The 14,310-nt window shown below is 64.1% G+C and carries 13 protein-coding genes; 6 read left to right on the top strand and 7 right to left on the bottom strand.

Annotated elements, in window-relative coordinates; all coding sequences use genetic code 11:
• The first annotated feature begins 149 nt into the window (after window positions 1-149).
• The gene (gene trhO, locus PIB19_RS02430) at window positions 150-1,106 is read left to right on the top strand and encodes an oxygen-dependent tRNA uridine(34) hydroxylase TrhO (protein ID WP_443018728.1); all 957 of its coding nucleotides are present in this window, start codon (window positions 150-152) and stop codon (window positions 1,104-1,106) included.
• 106 nt (window positions 1,107-1,212) lie between these two features.
• On the opposite strand, the gene PIB19_RS02425 is transcribed toward trhO, so the two are convergent.
• The 4 genes from PIB19_RS02425 to PIB19_RS02410 all read right to left on the bottom strand — a co-directional run bounded on the left by PIB19_RS02425 (window position 1,213) and on the right by PIB19_RS02410 (window position 6,362).
• Window positions 1,213-2,775: an alkaline phosphatase D family protein gene (locus PIB19_RS02425; protein WP_271239530.1), complete on the bottom strand. Its 1,563-nt coding sequence runs from the start codon at window positions 2,773-2,775 to the stop codon at window positions 1,213-1,215.
• A 67-nt stretch (window positions 2,776-2,842) separates the two neighbouring features.
• The gene (locus PIB19_RS02420) at window positions 2,843-4,843 is read right to left on the bottom strand and encodes a TonB-dependent receptor domain-containing protein (protein ID WP_271239529.1); all 2,001 of its coding nucleotides are present in this window, start codon (window positions 4,841-4,843) and stop codon (window positions 2,843-2,845) included.
• Complete coding sequence (locus PIB19_RS02415) at window positions 4,816-5,490, bottom strand: TonB-dependent receptor plug domain-containing protein (RefSeq protein ID WP_271239528.1); 675 nt, start codon at window positions 5,488-5,490, stop codon at window positions 4,816-4,818. Before PIB19_RS02415 ends, PIB19_RS02420 begins: the two co-directional genes overlap by 28 nt.
• Before the next feature lie 206 nt (window positions 5,491-5,696).
• Entirely contained in the window at window positions 5,697-6,362 is a 666-nt protein-coding gene (locus PIB19_RS02410; RefSeq protein ID WP_271239527.1) for an O-methyltransferase, read from the bottom strand.
• A 97-nt stretch (window positions 6,363-6,459) separates the two neighbouring features.
• Between PIB19_RS02410 and PIB19_RS02405 the strand changes: the two genes are divergently transcribed.
• The gene (locus PIB19_RS02405) at window positions 6,460-7,122 is read left to right on the top strand and encodes a TetR family transcriptional regulator (RefSeq protein WP_271239526.1); all 663 of its coding nucleotides are present in this window, start codon (window positions 6,460-6,462) and stop codon (window positions 7,120-7,122) included.
• A 197-nt stretch (window positions 7,123-7,319) separates the two neighbouring features.
• Here the strand turns inward: PIB19_RS02405 and PIB19_RS02400 are convergent, their stop codons facing one another.
• Complete coding sequence (locus tag PIB19_RS02400) at window positions 7,320-8,213, bottom strand: LysR family transcriptional regulator (RefSeq protein WP_271239525.1); 894 nt, start codon at window positions 8,211-8,213, stop codon at window positions 7,320-7,322.
• A 96-nt stretch (window positions 8,214-8,309) separates the two neighbouring features.
• Between PIB19_RS02400 and PIB19_RS02395 the strand changes: the two genes are divergently transcribed.
• From PIB19_RS02395 to PIB19_RS02385, 3 genes are all read left to right on the top strand, one after another.
• Window positions 8,310-8,825 (top strand): nuclear transport factor 2 family protein, encoded by a 516-nt coding sequence (locus PIB19_RS02395; RefSeq protein WP_271239524.1) that lies wholly within the window; start codon window positions 8,310-8,312, stop codon window positions 8,823-8,825.
• A gap of 293 nt (window positions 8,826-9,118) precedes the next feature.
• Window positions 9,119-9,589, top strand: a complete 471-nt coding sequence (locus PIB19_RS02390) for a hypothetical protein (RefSeq protein WP_271239523.1) — start codon at window positions 9,119-9,121, stop codon at window positions 9,587-9,589.
• Window positions 9,586-10,176, top strand: coding sequence for a TetR/AcrR family transcriptional regulator (locus PIB19_RS02385; protein ID WP_271239522.1), 591 nt, complete (start codon window positions 9,586-9,588; stop codon window positions 10,174-10,176). Before PIB19_RS02390 ends, PIB19_RS02385 begins: the two co-directional genes overlap by 4 nt.
• A 19-nt stretch (window positions 10,177-10,195) precedes the next feature.
• Here the strand turns inward: PIB19_RS02385 and PIB19_RS02380 are convergent, their stop codons facing one another.
• Window positions 10,196-10,429, bottom strand: a complete 234-nt coding sequence (locus PIB19_RS02380; protein ID WP_271239521.1) for a hypothetical protein — start codon at window positions 10,427-10,429, stop codon at window positions 10,196-10,198.
• Window positions 10,430-10,450: 21 nt separating this feature from the next.
• Window positions 10,451-12,007, bottom strand: coding sequence for a hypothetical protein (locus PIB19_RS02375; protein ID WP_271239520.1), 1,557 nt, complete (start codon window positions 12,005-12,007; stop codon window positions 10,451-10,453).
• Between the two features lie 993 nt (window positions 12,008-13,000).
• Between PIB19_RS02375 and pelA the strand changes: the two genes are divergently transcribed.
• The gene (pelA, locus tag PIB19_RS02370) at window positions 13,001-14,287 is read left to right on the top strand and encodes a pectate lyase (protein ID WP_271239519.1); all 1,287 of its coding nucleotides are present in this window, start codon (window positions 13,001-13,003) and stop codon (window positions 14,285-14,287) included.
• Window positions 14,288-14,310: the final 23 nt, after the last annotated feature.

Raw genomic sequence — 14,310 nt, 5'->3', positions numbered from 1 at the left:
GTTTTTCCGGGCGATCAAACGACGCAAATGCAGATTGGTTTCCAGGACTGATCCTGATCAACCCCTCGCCGTTTGCGCCGCAGATGACCTGTGCGTGCCCTTCTGCTAGGGCGCGGCGGCCGTTGCCGTGGCCAACCCCGGAAAAAGTGATCGTGACCGAAATTCTCCCCATTTGCGTCGCCGCATTGTACCAGTTCACTCGTTTCGACGATTGCGCGGCGATACAGGCGCGCCTTGCCGCGGCCTGCGCTGCCGCGGGCGTGAAGGGAACGTTGCTGCTGGCCTCCGAAGGGATCAACGGCACGATCGCAGACGGCGACAGCGCGATCGATCAGGTGCTCGCGCATATCCGCACCCTCCCCGGCTGCGCGGCGCTCGACGTCAAGAAATCACGCGCGGCGACGATGCCGTTCCACCGGATGAAGGTGCGCATCAAGCGCGAGATCGTGACGATGGGCGAGCCCGGGATCGACCCACTGGCCGATGCCGGCGCCTATGTCGCGCCGCAGGACTGGAATGCGCTGATCGCACAGCCCGACACGGTCGTGATCGATACGCGCAACGACTATGAAGTCGCGCTCGGCACCTTCGCCGGCGCGATCGATCCCGGCACGCGGACCTTCCGCGACTTCCCCGAATGGGTACGCGCGCATCGCGACGAATGGCAGGAGGAAGGCAGGCAGCCGAAGATCGCGATGTTCTGCACCGGCGGAATACGCTGCGAGAAGGCAACCGCGTTCCTCAAGGCCGAAGGTCTGGACGAGGTCTATCACCTGAAGGGCGGCATCCTCGCTTATCTGGAGAAGGTCGCCGCCGAGGAGAGCCGGTGGCAGGGCGAATGCTTCGTGTTCGACGAGCGGGTGGCGGTCTCTCACGGTCTCCAGCCCGGCACGCATGCTCTTTGCCGCGCCTGCCGGATGCCGGTCAGCGAGGACGCGCAACGCTTGCCGCTTTATGTCGAAGGAGTCGCCTGCCCCGCCTGCCACGACGAGCGCAGCGACGAGCAGCGCGAACGCTATGCCGAACGCCATCGCCAGGCGCTGCTCGCCGAGGCCCGCGGCGAGGCGCATGTGGGCGCGGTGCTGCCGATACCCTCCACCGACTGACCCGTTCCTCTACAGCTTCCGGCGCTGCGGATCAGCGACACCGCGTGCGAGATTCGCCAAGTGACGCATTGCCCAAGCGACGGTGCGCAAACCGCTTGGTTTCAGATTACACCTCGACTCCCGGACGCTCCGGAACCGTGACTAGGCTCGCCACTCTTCTGCGCGCACCTCCGCGGGTGGAGATCTGGTCGACCGCGATCACCTCCGTGCGCCATTCGTTGCGGCCGATGTCGAACAGCTGATAGCCGCGGCGGTCGTTCACCAGCCGGGTGTGAGGATTGTTGGCGAGCACCTGCTCCCATCCGGCCGGCATATCGCTCCCGTCGCCGCCGGACGAGATCGAGCTCGCGACATATTCGGTGGCTACCGGCGTGCTGAGCAGATCGCCTTCGCGCGAAGGGAGCACGCCGGCATGGTGCTTGTGGACGTCGCCGGTGGCGATAACGACGTTGGTCAGCCGCCGTTCCTGTATCGCCGCCGTCAGACGCGCGCGCGCTTCGGGATAGCCACTCCACGAATCCATGTTGGTGACGCCGTCGGCGCGGTGTTCGGGATAGCGGAAGGGCATCACCATCACCTGCTGAGCGAGCAGGTTCCAGCGGAAGTCGCGAGTCATGCCTTGCTTGAGCCACGCTTCCTGCTCGGCACCGATGATCTCCGACGGCCCCTTGTCGCTGGCGGGGCGGCAGATCTTGTCGCCGGATGCGCCGCAGCGCTGATCGGTGCGATATTGCCGCGTGTCGAGCAAATGGACCCGCAGCAGGTCGCCATAATCGAGCCGGCGGAACATCCGCATCTGCCCGCCTGCGGGCAGCTGTGCCTTGCGTACCGGCATGTTCTCGTACCACGCCTGCATCGCGGCGAAACGGCGCAGCAGGAACAGCTCGGGCGGGGTGCCGTTCTCGTCCCATTGACCTGCCCAGTTATTCTCGACCTCGTGATCGTCATAGGTCGGCAGAAAGGCCGCCGCACGGTGCGCCGCCTGAAGATCGGCATCGAGCTTGTAGAGCGCATAGCGCCGGCGATAGTCATCCAGCGAATAGATCTCGTCGCTGTCGTGAACGCGCACGCAAGCGGGCTTACCACCTGCCTTCGGGCAGCCGCGTTCGGGCGCATGCTCGTAAATATAGTCGCCATAATGGAAGATGGCGTCGAGATCGGGCTCCTCGGAGAGATGCCGATAGGCAGTGAAATAGCCGCCCTCGTAATGCTGGCATCCGGCGACGCCGATGCGCAGGCGCTCAGCCGACGCGCCGCGCGCCGGCGCGGTACGGACGGTGCCCGCCGGGCTCATCTCGGCACCCGCGAAGAAGCGATAGCAATAGGGTCGCGACGGCAGCAACCCGCTCACCTCAACATGCACCGAATGGCCGAGCTCGGGGCGCGCCTGCGCCTCCCCGGACTGCACGATCCGCGCGAACTGCGCGTCCTCGGCGACTTGCCAGGTGACCGGCACGACCTTCATCGGCATGCCGCTGCCCGGTTCGAACGGGCGCGGCGCCAGCCGGGTCCACAATACGAAACCGTCCGCCACCGGATCGCCCGAGGCGATGCCGAGCGTGAACGGATAGCCGGTCAGCGCCGCCGCCCAGCCGGCATGCGGCGCAAGGCCCGCGAAAATGGCCAATTGGCCGGCGGCCTTGAGCAGATTGCGGCGTTCGAGCTTCATGGGTCAGGTCCTCGGAAAGGCATGAGCGTCCGAAGCGGCACGTGGCGTGCCGCCTCGGAGGCAATCGTCAGGGTTTGAAGATCAGGTTCACGAAGAACTGCGTGCCCTTGTTCATCTCGGCACGCCGGTAACGCAGGTTCTCGCCGTAGCCGAGGAAGACGTCCTCCCCGAGAATGTTCTTCGCCTGGAACTTGACGATCCAGTCCCGCGCCAGCGCCACCCGGGCCGAAGCGTCGAGCTGTCCCCGCGCCTCCGGCCCGCGATCGAGCGTGGCATCGGCGCCGATGCCGTCATAATAGCCGTCGCCATAGCTATAGGCGACGCGAACCTCGCCGCCGGCGGGCAGCTTGTAGAACAAGGCCGCATTGCCGATCCATTCGCGCTGATAGAGCAACGCGTCCTTGTGGATCGGTGCGCCGCCGACGAGATAATCCATGTCTCCCCACGCGCGCGTGACATTGAACGAGAAGCCGAGCTGGTCTTTGAGGAAGCCCGGCAGCCAGCCGATCGCATTGTCGATCACCTGGAATTCCACGCCCTTGAGCTTCGACGAACTCGCATTCATCGGTGTAGTGACGGTGTAGGTGAAGCCGTCGATGACCTGCTCTTCCTTCAGGTCGTAAATGTCGTCCTTCACATGCTTGACGAAGCCGCCAAGGCTGATCAGCCCCTGCGATCCATTGAAATAATATTCTCCGGCGAGGTCGAAATTGTCCGCGCGCCGCGGCTTGAGGCCGGGATTGCCCCGCGCGATCGTGAACGAAGTGTCGTTGCGCGTCGTCGGCCGCGCGATGTCCTCGGGCGCCGGGCGGCCGATCGTGCGGCTGTAGCTGGCCTTGAGCCGCAGATTGCCGGTCACGTCCTGGACAAGGTTCAGCGAAGGCAGGAGATCGCGATAATCGCCGCTATTCTTGCCGAAAGCGCCTTGATAGACGCCGCCGATCTGCAGCGGGGTATGGGCGCTGTAATCGGCGAGATCATAACGCAGACCGGCGATGACACGGGTGTGATCGGTCGCCCAGACGCCGCTCAGATAGGCGTAGCCGATCGTCTCCCGATAATCGTAATCCTGCTCGAGCGAGCCGGTCGCGGAGGACGCGGCGGTTACCGGCAGCCTCGGCTTCACCGTTTCCGCGAATTTGGGATAATCGATCCACAGCACGTTGTAGCCGAACATCCAGGGCACGAAGTTCGGGTCGTAAGCGACCGGCGTCAGCGGCGACTTGTCGACCGTATAATTGGTCACCGTGACGTCGCGCTCCATCTTGAAGCCGCGCAGCCCGACACCGCCCTTGATTCCGAAACCGCGATCGCCGCCATCGGCGTTGTTCGCCACGTCGAGCCGGGCCTCCCACGCCTTGCCCAGCGCGTCGTACGTCGTGTCGGCCGCAGTCAGCAGCGCGTATTTCGAGGCGTCGAGCAGCGCCGCCGGATCGGTGAGCGTAAAGCTGAGCGAACGGTTGCTGCTGTCATAGGTGACGAACTGGTTGGTCGGCTTGGCCTGATAGGTCGCCGATTGCTCGGCATCGAGGAAGCTGTTGTCGTTATAGCCGGCGCGAAAGGCGATTTCGGTGCCGTCGCCGGCAGTGTAGCGCGTCTTGAACAGCACGCCGCGGCTCTCGGTCTCGAACCGGTCGTAATTATAGGTGCTGCGAATGTCGGGCACACGCAACGTACCGCCATGCTCGGTCTGGTTCCGCAACTGATCGAACGCGCGCAGGTTGAAGATCGGGTTGGTCTGATCCTCCGTCTGGCGGTAATCGTAGACGAGGATCGACGAATACCAATTCGGATCGGGCTGGAACTCGAAGGCGGCGGTGCCGCCATAGGTCTTCACGAAATTGGTGAAATCGTAGCTGACGAATGCCGTCGGTGCGGGATCGAAGCCGTTCCAGTTGGGGTTGAACGGCGAGGTCGTCGCCCCGGTCGCGGTGTAATAGGTCCGGCCGTTGGGGTTACGCTTGGTCTCGTCATAGGTGCGCTGGTTGTAGCTGCCGCTCAGCACCACGCCGAACTGCTCGTTGGCGCCGAACCGCTTGGTCAGCAGTCCCTGGCGCCGCCGCCCCAATGCGTGTCGGTATAGCCGCCCAGCGAATTGCCGCCGGGAATATCGCGATAATCGGTGTAGCTGGCATTGACGTCGACGAAGAAGCGGTCTTTGCGGCCGTCGAACGCGCTGTACGGCACGATGTTGATCACCCCGCCGATCACGCCCGCCTCCTGATCGGCGGTGAAGGTCTTGAACACGTCGGTGCGGCTCGACGCCTGGCTCGGGATCAGTGCCAGATCGACCCGACGCTGTCCGGCGCCCTGATTGGCGACCGAGATCATCCCGATCCCGTCAAGAGAGACGTAGTTCAGGTCCGGGGTGATGCCGCGGACGGCCACATACTGGCTCTCCTGCTCGCCATAGAGCACCTGCATCGTCGAAACGCCGGGCACGCGAGCCAGAGCCTCGGAGAGATATTGGTCGGGCAAGTCGCCGGTGTCGTCCTGGATCAGTGAATCCACCACGACGGGCGACTCCCGCCGCGTGGCGATCGCCTTCTGATTCTGAAAGGCCGTGCCGGTGACGACGATCTCCTCGCCCTCTGATTCCGTTGTCTCGGCAGCGTCCGAAACGGGATTGCCTTGCTGCGCATAAGCGAAGCCGGGGTACGCCAGCGCCGATGCCAGCAACAGGTGACGAGCCGTTCTGCACGAAAGGAAATTCATTATCTGCGACCCCGTTTTTGTTCTCGGGGTTCAGCTAGGGAGCGTCCGTGACGCTTGATCGACAGATCGATGCAAGATCCGGGACGCTATCATTTCAGAACCGCGTCAATCTCCCGTGTTGGACGGTCGGCATTGGGCGCGTTGCGGCCGGCGCCCGTTCGTTAACGGGAGCCGGCCGCCGATCGCATCGAGAGGGCGGCCGTGGATCAACTGAGGCGGATCGACAGCTCTACCTCGTCGGTGAAAGGCATCGACATATAGCCATTGGCGATGTTGCCGACGCGCTCCAGATATTCCGGGCAATAATCGGCATTGTCGGCGATCAAGATCGCACCCGGCCGCAATCGGCTCTCCACCCGGTCGAGAATATCCGAATAGAGTGCCTTGGCACCGTCGAGGAGCACCAGGTCGATCGTCTCGGGCAGGTCCGCCGCCAGCGTCTCCAGTGCGTCGCCTTCGCGAAACTCGACCAGGTCGATCAGCCCACCCTCGGCAAGATTGGCTTTGGCCCGGGCGAGCTTGCCGGGTTCGAACTCGCTGGTGATCAACCGGCCGCCGCCATTGTCACGGAGCGCGGCCGCCAGGTGGAGCGTCGACAGGCCGAACGAGGTTCCGAACTCGACGATCGAGCGGGCATTGATGGCACGCGCCAGCATGTAGAGCAGGCCGCCCACTTCAGGCGACACCGGCAGCGCGAAATCACCGAGTTTGGCGTAGAAGTCGCGATAGTCGGTCTTGCTGCGCATCATCCGGCGATGATCCTCGCTGGTCATGCCAGCAAAGGCCGGGCTTTGCGCCGGCGGGTTGGCCGCCGCCTCGGCGAATAGGCGCGCGAGAAGGGGCGCCGCGGGGGCGCTCGAGAGCGTGGTCATTTGGGTTCTCCGATCGGCGAGTCAGGGATGTGCTTGCCTGGCCGAAAAATACGACTAGTTCGTCAGCTTTGACTATTCGCATTGGCAGGAAGCCCGAATGCCGCTCGGTCGCAACGCAAGTATCGCCTCGCGCAAAAGCCCCAAACAGGCTCGCTCAAACCAGCTGGTCGAAGCAGTGCTCGACGCGGCTGTTCAGGTTTTGATGAAGGAAGGTGCGCAGCGTTTCACCACTGCGCGAGTCGCCGAGCGCGCCGGCGTGAGCGTCGGCTCGCTTTACCAATATTTCCCGAACAAGGCCGCGATCCTGTTCCGGCTGCAGAGCGACGAGTGGCAACGCACCTCCGCGCTGCTGCGGAGCATCCTGGAGGATCAGGCCACCTCCCCGACCGCCCGGCTGCGCCGGCTGATCCATGCCTTCATTCAATCGGAATGCGAGGAAGCGGCGATCCGCACCGCCCTGAGCGATGCGGCACCGCTCTACCGCGATGCGCCCGAGGCGATCGAAGCGAAGAAGGAGAACGCCCAGATCTTCCGGACCTTCTTGCGTGAGGCGCTGCCGGGCGTGGCGGACGACGTGCGAATGCTCGCCGGGGACCTGATCAAGATGACGCTCAGCGGCGTGGGCAGTAGCTTCTCCGAGACGCCGCGGACTGAGGCGGAGATTGCCGCCTGGTCGGAGGCGCTGGCCGATATGCTCTGTGCATACCTCGGACGGCTGATCACCCAGGCAACCGTTAGCTCCGCACGTCCCTGCCGTTGACGACCGCGCCGATTGTGCCGCCCGCATTGTCGAGTGTGATGTTGCGGAAAGTGATGTCCTTGTAGCGCTACGGCGTGTCCGGACGGAGCTTGAGCCGGGCAAGGATCATGTCGCCCGTCATCAAGACGTCTTTTCGCCGCAAGCCAAAGCCGTTGCCGGGCAGCATTGTTATTTGAGCGCCTCGCGCGGCTCGAAGCCTATTGTCCGGCCAGGCGAGCCGCGATGAAGTCGATGAGCGTGCGCGCCGCCGGCGTCTGCCCGTGCTGGGAGGGATAGATCGCGCTGACCGGGACCTCCCCTGCGAGAAAGCTCGGCAAGACGCGCGTCAACCTGCCTGCCTCACAGCGGCGGTCGCCGATGAATGTAGGCAATTGACAGATTCCCAACCCGCGCTCGGCAAGCTGGGCCGCCGCTTCGGCATCGCTCGCCTCGTGTCGCGGAGTGAATATAACCTCACGCTGATCGCGACCGGAGGACAGCATCCAGGACCTCCGCCTCAGGCTGTCGGCCCGAACGTCGATCAGTGGATAGCGGCCGAGATTGCCCGGCTCCACCTTTTCACCCTGTCGGGCGAGAAAATCCGGCGAAGCGTATAGGCCCGAGACGATTTGCCCGATCCGACGAACGATCATAGCGGAGTTGGTCAACTCGCCGCCCCTGATCGCCAGATCATAGCCCTGCTCTACCAGATCAACGGTTTGATCTGAAAGGTGAAACGAGCAATGAACCTCGGGATATGCTGCCAGATAGTCCGCGACGATCGGCGCAATCTGGTCACGCCCAAAGAGAACGGGCGCGGTGAGCTTGAGCCTTCCGGCGGGTTCTCGCTTCGTATTCGCCGCTTCGGTTCCCGCCGCGATCAATTCCTCGACGATCCGCCTGCCGTGCTCCAGATAGCGATCGCCTACTTCAGTGAGGCTCAAGCGCCGAGTGGTGCGGTGAAAAAGCCGTAGACCGATGTCCGCTTCCAATTCGGCAACGCGTCGACTGACCGTCGGCAGCGGCACGCCCAGCGCTTTGGCAGCGGCCGTGAAACTTCCGAGCTCGGCCACTTTCGTGAACAGAACGATACCGTTCAACGTGCGCGTCATTCTCTCTGACATGAGAGAATTATTCTATATTTCGACGACTATTTCAAGATCTTGAAGCCACTATCTTGCCATCCATGCTGCCAGATGGAGGTTGGGATGTTATCCAGAGAGAGTGCTGACCGCTTTGCGATCCGCGAATTGATCGACCGCTATCATGCCGCGATCAACCGTCATGACTGGGAGTTGCTCGACACCCTGTTCGCATCCGATGCGGTGTGGGAAGCGCACGTCCCGATCAACCTGAGGTTCGACGGGCACGAAGCGGTTATGAACGGCTTGCGAAACTCTGTGTTGCGCCAGGATTTGCTCGTCCAAAGCTGTTCCGGTGTCAACGTGATGATGGAGGATGCAAGTCGGACGAAGGTGACAAGCACCTTGATTGAATTCGGCCGAGAGAAGGAAAGCGGCCATGGCTGGTGCGCCGTTGCGTTTTACGACGATGAGGTCCGTAAAGATCATGGCCGATGGAAGTTTGCCCGTCGGACATTGCAGGTCAGGTATATCGGCGATCCTTCTCTCGCAGGTCAGGTGTTTGCGCCGGAACGCATTTGTCCGGCAGGCGAAACCACCCCGCAAAGGGGCAGTTTTGGCCGGATGCTCGGTTGGGGTTAAGGGAACGATCTCCGGCCGTTCTGACGTACCCACACGTGATACAGCCACGTTGATCTCGAGAGCTTTCTTGTCCACATCGTGAGGATCTGCCGGGCACGGCGCGCCGCGTGGGAAGTATCGTCATCGTCCGAATTCCCTTCTGATGATCTGGCAACCCGCAGGACATCGCCCCAAGCGCCATAATTATCGCCTTGTGAAACGGTACGGTTTCGTTTCTATATGATGACGCGGGTGGAGCAAGGCTGAAGCCATCCTGGCGCACGCCAAAATACTCGGCCACACGGAGACCGCCGATGGATTGGCTACCGATTCTACACTTCGTACATGTCATGGCCGGCGTAATCTGGGCCGGCGGCGCGATTGCGATGGCGTTCATGGTCTATCCCGCATTCTTCGAACAGGACCGCGAAACGATCCTCAAGTTCCAGCACAGCTGGGGCAAGCGCGCCGCCCGGCTGATGGGGGTGAGCGGCAGTCTTATCTTGATCACCGGTCCGTTGCGGGCCTGGGTGGGCGGCGGGATCTCGAGTTTCGATGATCTGACGTCCAGCTATGGCCTCCTTGTCGTCGGCGCGTTCGCCCTGGTTCTTGTCCATACGTTCATCGGTGTCTTCGAACGCCGCCGCATCCAGGCCATCATCGAGGCGAACGTCGAGCCGCAACCACTGTTGCGTCCGCTGGCGCGTCAAATGATGCTCGTGACCGGTGCTGCGATGGCTGCTATCGTCGCCATCATGATTGCCATGGGACTGGGCCTTTATTGATCGTCAAACGCTCCGTTGGTCGCCCCCAATCCGCAGATCTCGAAGACCGGCTGACCAACGCGGCTGTCGCGCTGGTCGAAGCCGCCGGCACGATCCAGGGCCTCACCATCGACGCGATCTGCGATCGCGCCGGCGCCAGCAAAGCGTCGTTCTATCGGCGCTGGCCTGACCGGGGCGCCTTCCTCGCCGCCCTCCTCGACCATCTGCGCGAACCGGTGCTGCAACCCAGCCAGTACCAGGACATACGCACGGATCTCATGCGGCTGATGCGTGACGTCATCGGCATCGACTTCCGCCGCACCCGCCTGATGACCTCAGCAATGCTCGCCGGTGGGACTTTGGGTAATGAGTTGGTCGCCCGCTACATGCGCGAGCATGTGATCCCACGCCGCAGGGCCTTCATGGCGCGACTTCAGCACGGTGTCGAAACGGGAGAGTTGCACGCCGATACCGATCTTTCCGCGTTGCACGACTTGCTGACCGCGCCGATGCTGAAATTCCTCGTTTTCGTAGAGTCTGCCGACCCGCTTCCTGAGGACGTTGTCGGACGTCTGGTAGATCAGGCGCTGCGCGGCGCAGGGGCATAATGACCGAGGACGGGACCGATCAACACGGCGAAAACACGTGTTTGAGTTCCGTAGCAGAGTAGAAATAGAGCTTGCCGCCGCCCTCATCTGGACTGACGCGCACGACACGGCGGCCGGTCTTGCGGTCGATCCATTCGTGCAGCGGCGGGCCTCCCGGCGCCGTCGCTTGCGCCACAACGCCCGCCAGCGCCGGCTCCGCGACCGCGCCGCTCATCAGTCCCTTGAGGGCGGTGCGACGTGTTCCGGCCGTCATGATCGCTCCTTCATCTCGAAATCACGGTGCGGGAGTGATCCCCTCCACCCGCACGGTCCAACCCCGCCTGGGAAAGCCTGGAGCGTGCCCGGTCGCGCCGTCCCACCCAGCCGCCATCATGCCGACCGCCATCAGCAGCGAGCCGTTGGACGGGAAATAGGTCTCCGCCGCGCGGCGATAGCCGGGGCCGTCCGGATTGCTGGCCATCGCCACGCCGCCCGCCCCGCCCGATACCGGAACCAGCTCGCTGGCATGCTCGTCGAGATGGACGCGCGGCGTCATGCCCGTCGGACCCCATTGGTTGTTCTTGCGATCCGCGAACAGCCAATCGACTGCCTTTTCGGGCTCGCCGAGCCGGGCCGCGGTCATCGCCATCATCGGGAAGTCCCAGCCCCAGGTCTGGCGCAGATCCCAGTTCGCCGCGACCGCATCGAGGGCGCGGCGCATGATCGCCGGATCGATCCGCGCGCCGCGGATAAAGCCATAGGCCATCAGAAACGAAGGGTGATCGCGGTTCTTGCAGCGCGCCGCACCGGCATTGCCGCGGCATTCCGCCGATTGCGCGACGGTCCAGAAATCGGGGAGCGTTTCGACCGGCAGGTATAGCCCGTCGCGCACTGCAGGCGGTGCGATGCTGGCGAGCGCCGCGTCCCAATCGGCACGGCGCTTCAGCCCGCGCCGCTCGCGCCAGGCCTGCGCAGTCTCCAGCCCCCAGCGGAAATACTCGACCTCAAAGACCGGGTTCACCGTGGTCATCGGGTCATAATTCTCCTGCGCCGGAATCAGCGGCGGACCGAGATTGCGGCGCCCGCCCGCCAGCGGCCACGATGCGAGCAGATCGGCAGTCGCCTCGACCAGTTCGGCATAGCGATCGAGCGTCGCCGTATCCTTGCGCGACCGCCAGACCAGTTCGGCGAGCAGGATCGGGTGCGGCTGCTGCCACATCAGGAAGGGCGAGACGAGGCTCGGGCTGTTGCGCCCCTCAGGCCCCGTCATCTTGGGCCACCATGCGCCCTTCACCCTGTGCCGCTGCGCCTCGGCACGCGCCTTGGGCAGATGCGCGACATACCAGGGCAGGCTGCGCTCGAGCAATTCGGGATGGCCCCATAGCGGCTGCCACGCGGCGTGCCACGGATGCATCTCGAGATGGAACTTGCCGTACCAGCTGTTGGAGAACAGCCCCTCCTCCTGCGGCGGCAGCGTACCGGCACCGTTGATCGCGGAGAGATATTGCGAGAGCACCACGCGGCGTTCGAGCTCCTTCGCACGGGGATCGGTGCTGCCGGAGAAATCGACTGCGCCACCGCGCGTCCAGAAATCGCGCCAATGGTCCGCAACCGCTGTGGCCGCGGCCTGGACGGAAGGAAGCCGGGCCGGTGCCGCCTTGTCGTCGAACAACGCGATCACCGTCAGCCGGTCGCCGCTCTTGCTGCGCGCCGCGATTGCTGCGGTTCCCTGCTGCGCCAGCACACCGTTGGTCGAGACCGTCGACCAATAATGCGTCGCGTCGAGCGTGCGGCGGAGGTGGATGCGATCCGGCCGGCGCGACAGGATCGCGGTCGTTCCACCCCGTCCCAACGCGAGGGGTCGGGATTGATCTTCGGATCGACGCCCGGATAGCGCACGGTGACGCCCAGCCGGCCCGAGGCGACCAGCGGCGACTGGACGTCCACGAACACTGCGTCTGGCCTCGGCAGGACGCGCGTGCGCACATGGACGGGCTGTCCGTCATAGGTGAAGCGGCTGTCGAGCGTGCCGCTCCACATGTCGAGCGTCTGGCGCGGCGCGGCGATACGCGCGAAGTCGGGTGCCTTGCCGTCGATCGTGAAGGCAAGCCGCGCGAGCGAGATGCGGTGCGGATTGGCACGGAGCCAGGTGAAAGCGGGGTTCTTCTCCGCCGCGTCCCACGATTTCATGTACGCGTAGGGCTGCTCGCCGCGCCCCGGCACCGCCACGTCCACCAGCCCGTTCGCCTCGGTATAGCCTTGGGGGTTCGGCAGGCTGTGCCACGCCCATTGCGCCATGGTCAGCAACGGAGCGAGCTCGGAATAAAGTTCTGGGAAAGTCTGCAGGCCGGTGATGTCCGCAGTGAATCCGAGATTGCCGTTTCCGAGCATCGCCGGCGCGTGCGGATCGACCGCCACCAAGGTCGGATTGTGCCGGCGGACCAGCGCCTCGCGGTCGATGCGCGGCGCGTTCTGGGCGAAGATCGCGCCAGGCAGCATGGCCAGCAACATCGCGCCCAGTGCACCGGCGCGCATCACCCCTCGCCGTGGCGCAATCGCGGCTCGTCGGGCGGCGCGATGATCCTCGGTCAAAACGACAAGCTCCTCTCCGATCGGGAACGACTCAGCGACCGCCCCTCTTGTCCGTTTCCGTCACTCTGCACGCGATACGCGAGCTACGGCGGTGCGGTTTCGTCTACCGGGTGTCACTGGTGTATTTCTGCGCCTTCCGGCAGCCGGGGGACGAAAATGACTCTTTTTCGCCGGCATGTATAGCGTTAATTGAAACAATGTGCCGCATTGTGGGATTTAAATACCCGCTGCGCAACGATACGGAGAGAAGGGGATGGAGAGAGTGTTCGCGATTCTGCTGGCCGGCGTTGCGGTGCTGCCGGTTCCGGCCGCAGCGCAGGTAATCGCGATCAACCAGCCCACACAGACCCTGTCCGAGGGCAGGATAGCCACGCTTCCCGATGCCGAGCAGGCGCCATGGCGTGCCTATCTGCTGCGCTCCGAGGCGCAGCGCCGGGCCGACCGCGCTGCGCTCGTCGCCGAGCTTGCGCCCGGACAACCCGCCCCGCCCCCACCCCGGGCTTTCGGTGGCGGCGAAAAGAGCATGCCGTTCGACCGCGACGCCAAATATTACGGCTCGGCCGAAGCGCGCCGCATCGCCGATACGATCGTGAGCTTCCAGACTCCCGCCGGCGGCTGGAGCAAGAACCAGAATCGCGCGGGGCCGCCGCGCCTCCCCGGCCAGCGGTTCGCGAACGACGCGGAGATGATGGTCCAGGACCCCGCCAATTTCGACGCGCCGCAGGACCGGTTCTGGACCTTTGTCGGCACGCTCGACAACGGCGCGACCACCACCGAGATGCGCTTCCTCGCGTGTGTCGCGACCGCGCTTCCGGGCGAGGCGGGCGCACGTTACCACCAGAGCTTCGTCGACGGCGTGCGCTATTTGCTCGCCGCGCAATATCCCAATGGCGGCTGGCCACAGATCTGGCCGCTCGAAGGCGGGTTCCATGACGGCGTCACCTTCAACGACGACGCGGTCTCCAAGGCGGCGATGCTGCTCGAGAACGTCGCCGAGGACCCTGCCCTGCGCTTCGTGCCCGAGCATCTACGCCAGCAAGCCGCACGTGCCGTCGCGGCCGCCGTCAAGGCGATCCTCGCAGCGCAGGTGCACCAGAACGGCCGCCTCACGGGTTGGCCGCAACAGGTCGATCCGCTCACACTCGAACCGATCTCAGCGCGCAACTATGAGCCGCGGTCGATCGCGAGCGCCGAGACGACAGACATATTGATCTTCCTGATGCGTCAGCGCACGCCCACGCCCGAGATCTGCTCTGCGATCGAGGGCGGCGTCGCCTGGCTCAAGGCGAGCGCGGTGATGGACCATGCGTGGACCCAGACCGCCGAGGGCCGCAAGCTAATCCCGCAAAAAGGCGGTGGGCCGCTCTGGTCGCGCAACTACGACATCGTCACCGCAAAGCCGATCTTCGGCGACAAGGACCGAACGATCCACGCCGACGTCAACGGCATCTCGATCGGCCGCCGCAACGGCTATAATTGGTGGGTTACCAACCCCCAGCACGCCCTCGACGCCTATCAAGCCTGGTCGAAGCGCGAATAGATTCAGTACGGTGAGGTGAAAGC

This window comes from Sphingomonas sp. 7/4-4, from assembly GCF_027941955.1.
In the GTDB taxonomy this organism is placed as follows: domain Bacteria; phylum Pseudomonadota; class Alphaproteobacteria; order Sphingomonadales; family Sphingomonadaceae; genus Sphingomonas.
Note: the sequence above shows the minus strand (reverse complement) of the source record. Positions and strands in the feature narration are given on the sequence as shown.

Bases quoted from the DNA above. Each gene is read 5' to 3' on its own strand.
- PIB19_RS02405 (WP_271239526.1), top strand. From the start codon at position 6,460: ATGCCGCTCGGTCGCAACGCAAGTATCGCCTCGCGCAAAAGCCCCAAA.
- PIB19_RS02395 (WP_271239524.1), top strand. From the start codon at position 8,310: ATGTTATCCAGAGAGAGTGCTGACCGCTTTGCGATCCGCGAATTGATC.
- PIB19_RS02400 (WP_271239525.1), bottom strand. From the start codon at position 8,213: ATGACGCGCACGTTGAACGGTATCGTTCTGTTCACGAAAGTGGCCGAG.
- PIB19_RS02415 (WP_271239528.1), bottom strand. From the start codon at position 5,490: ATGAATTTCCTTTCGTGCAGAACGGCTCGTCACCTGTTGCTGGCATCG.
- PIB19_RS02410 (WP_271239527.1), bottom strand. From the start codon at position 6,362: ATGACCACGCTCTCGAGCGCCCCCGCGGCGCCCCTTCTCGCGCGCCTA.
- PIB19_RS02390 (WP_271239523.1), top strand. From the start codon at position 9,119: ATGGATTGGCTACCGATTCTACACTTCGTACATGTCATGGCCGGCGTA.
- PIB19_RS02380 (WP_271239521.1), bottom strand. From the start codon at position 10,429: ATGACGGCCGGAACACGTCGCACCGCCCTCAAGGGACTGATGAGCGGC.
- pelA (WP_271239519.1), top strand. From the start codon at position 13,001: ATGGAGAGAGTGTTCGCGATTCTGCTGGCCGGCGTTGCGGTGCTGCCG.
- PIB19_RS02425 (WP_271239530.1), bottom strand. From the start codon at position 2,775: ATGAAGCTCGAACGCCGCAATCTGCTCAAGGCCGCCGGCCAATTGGCC.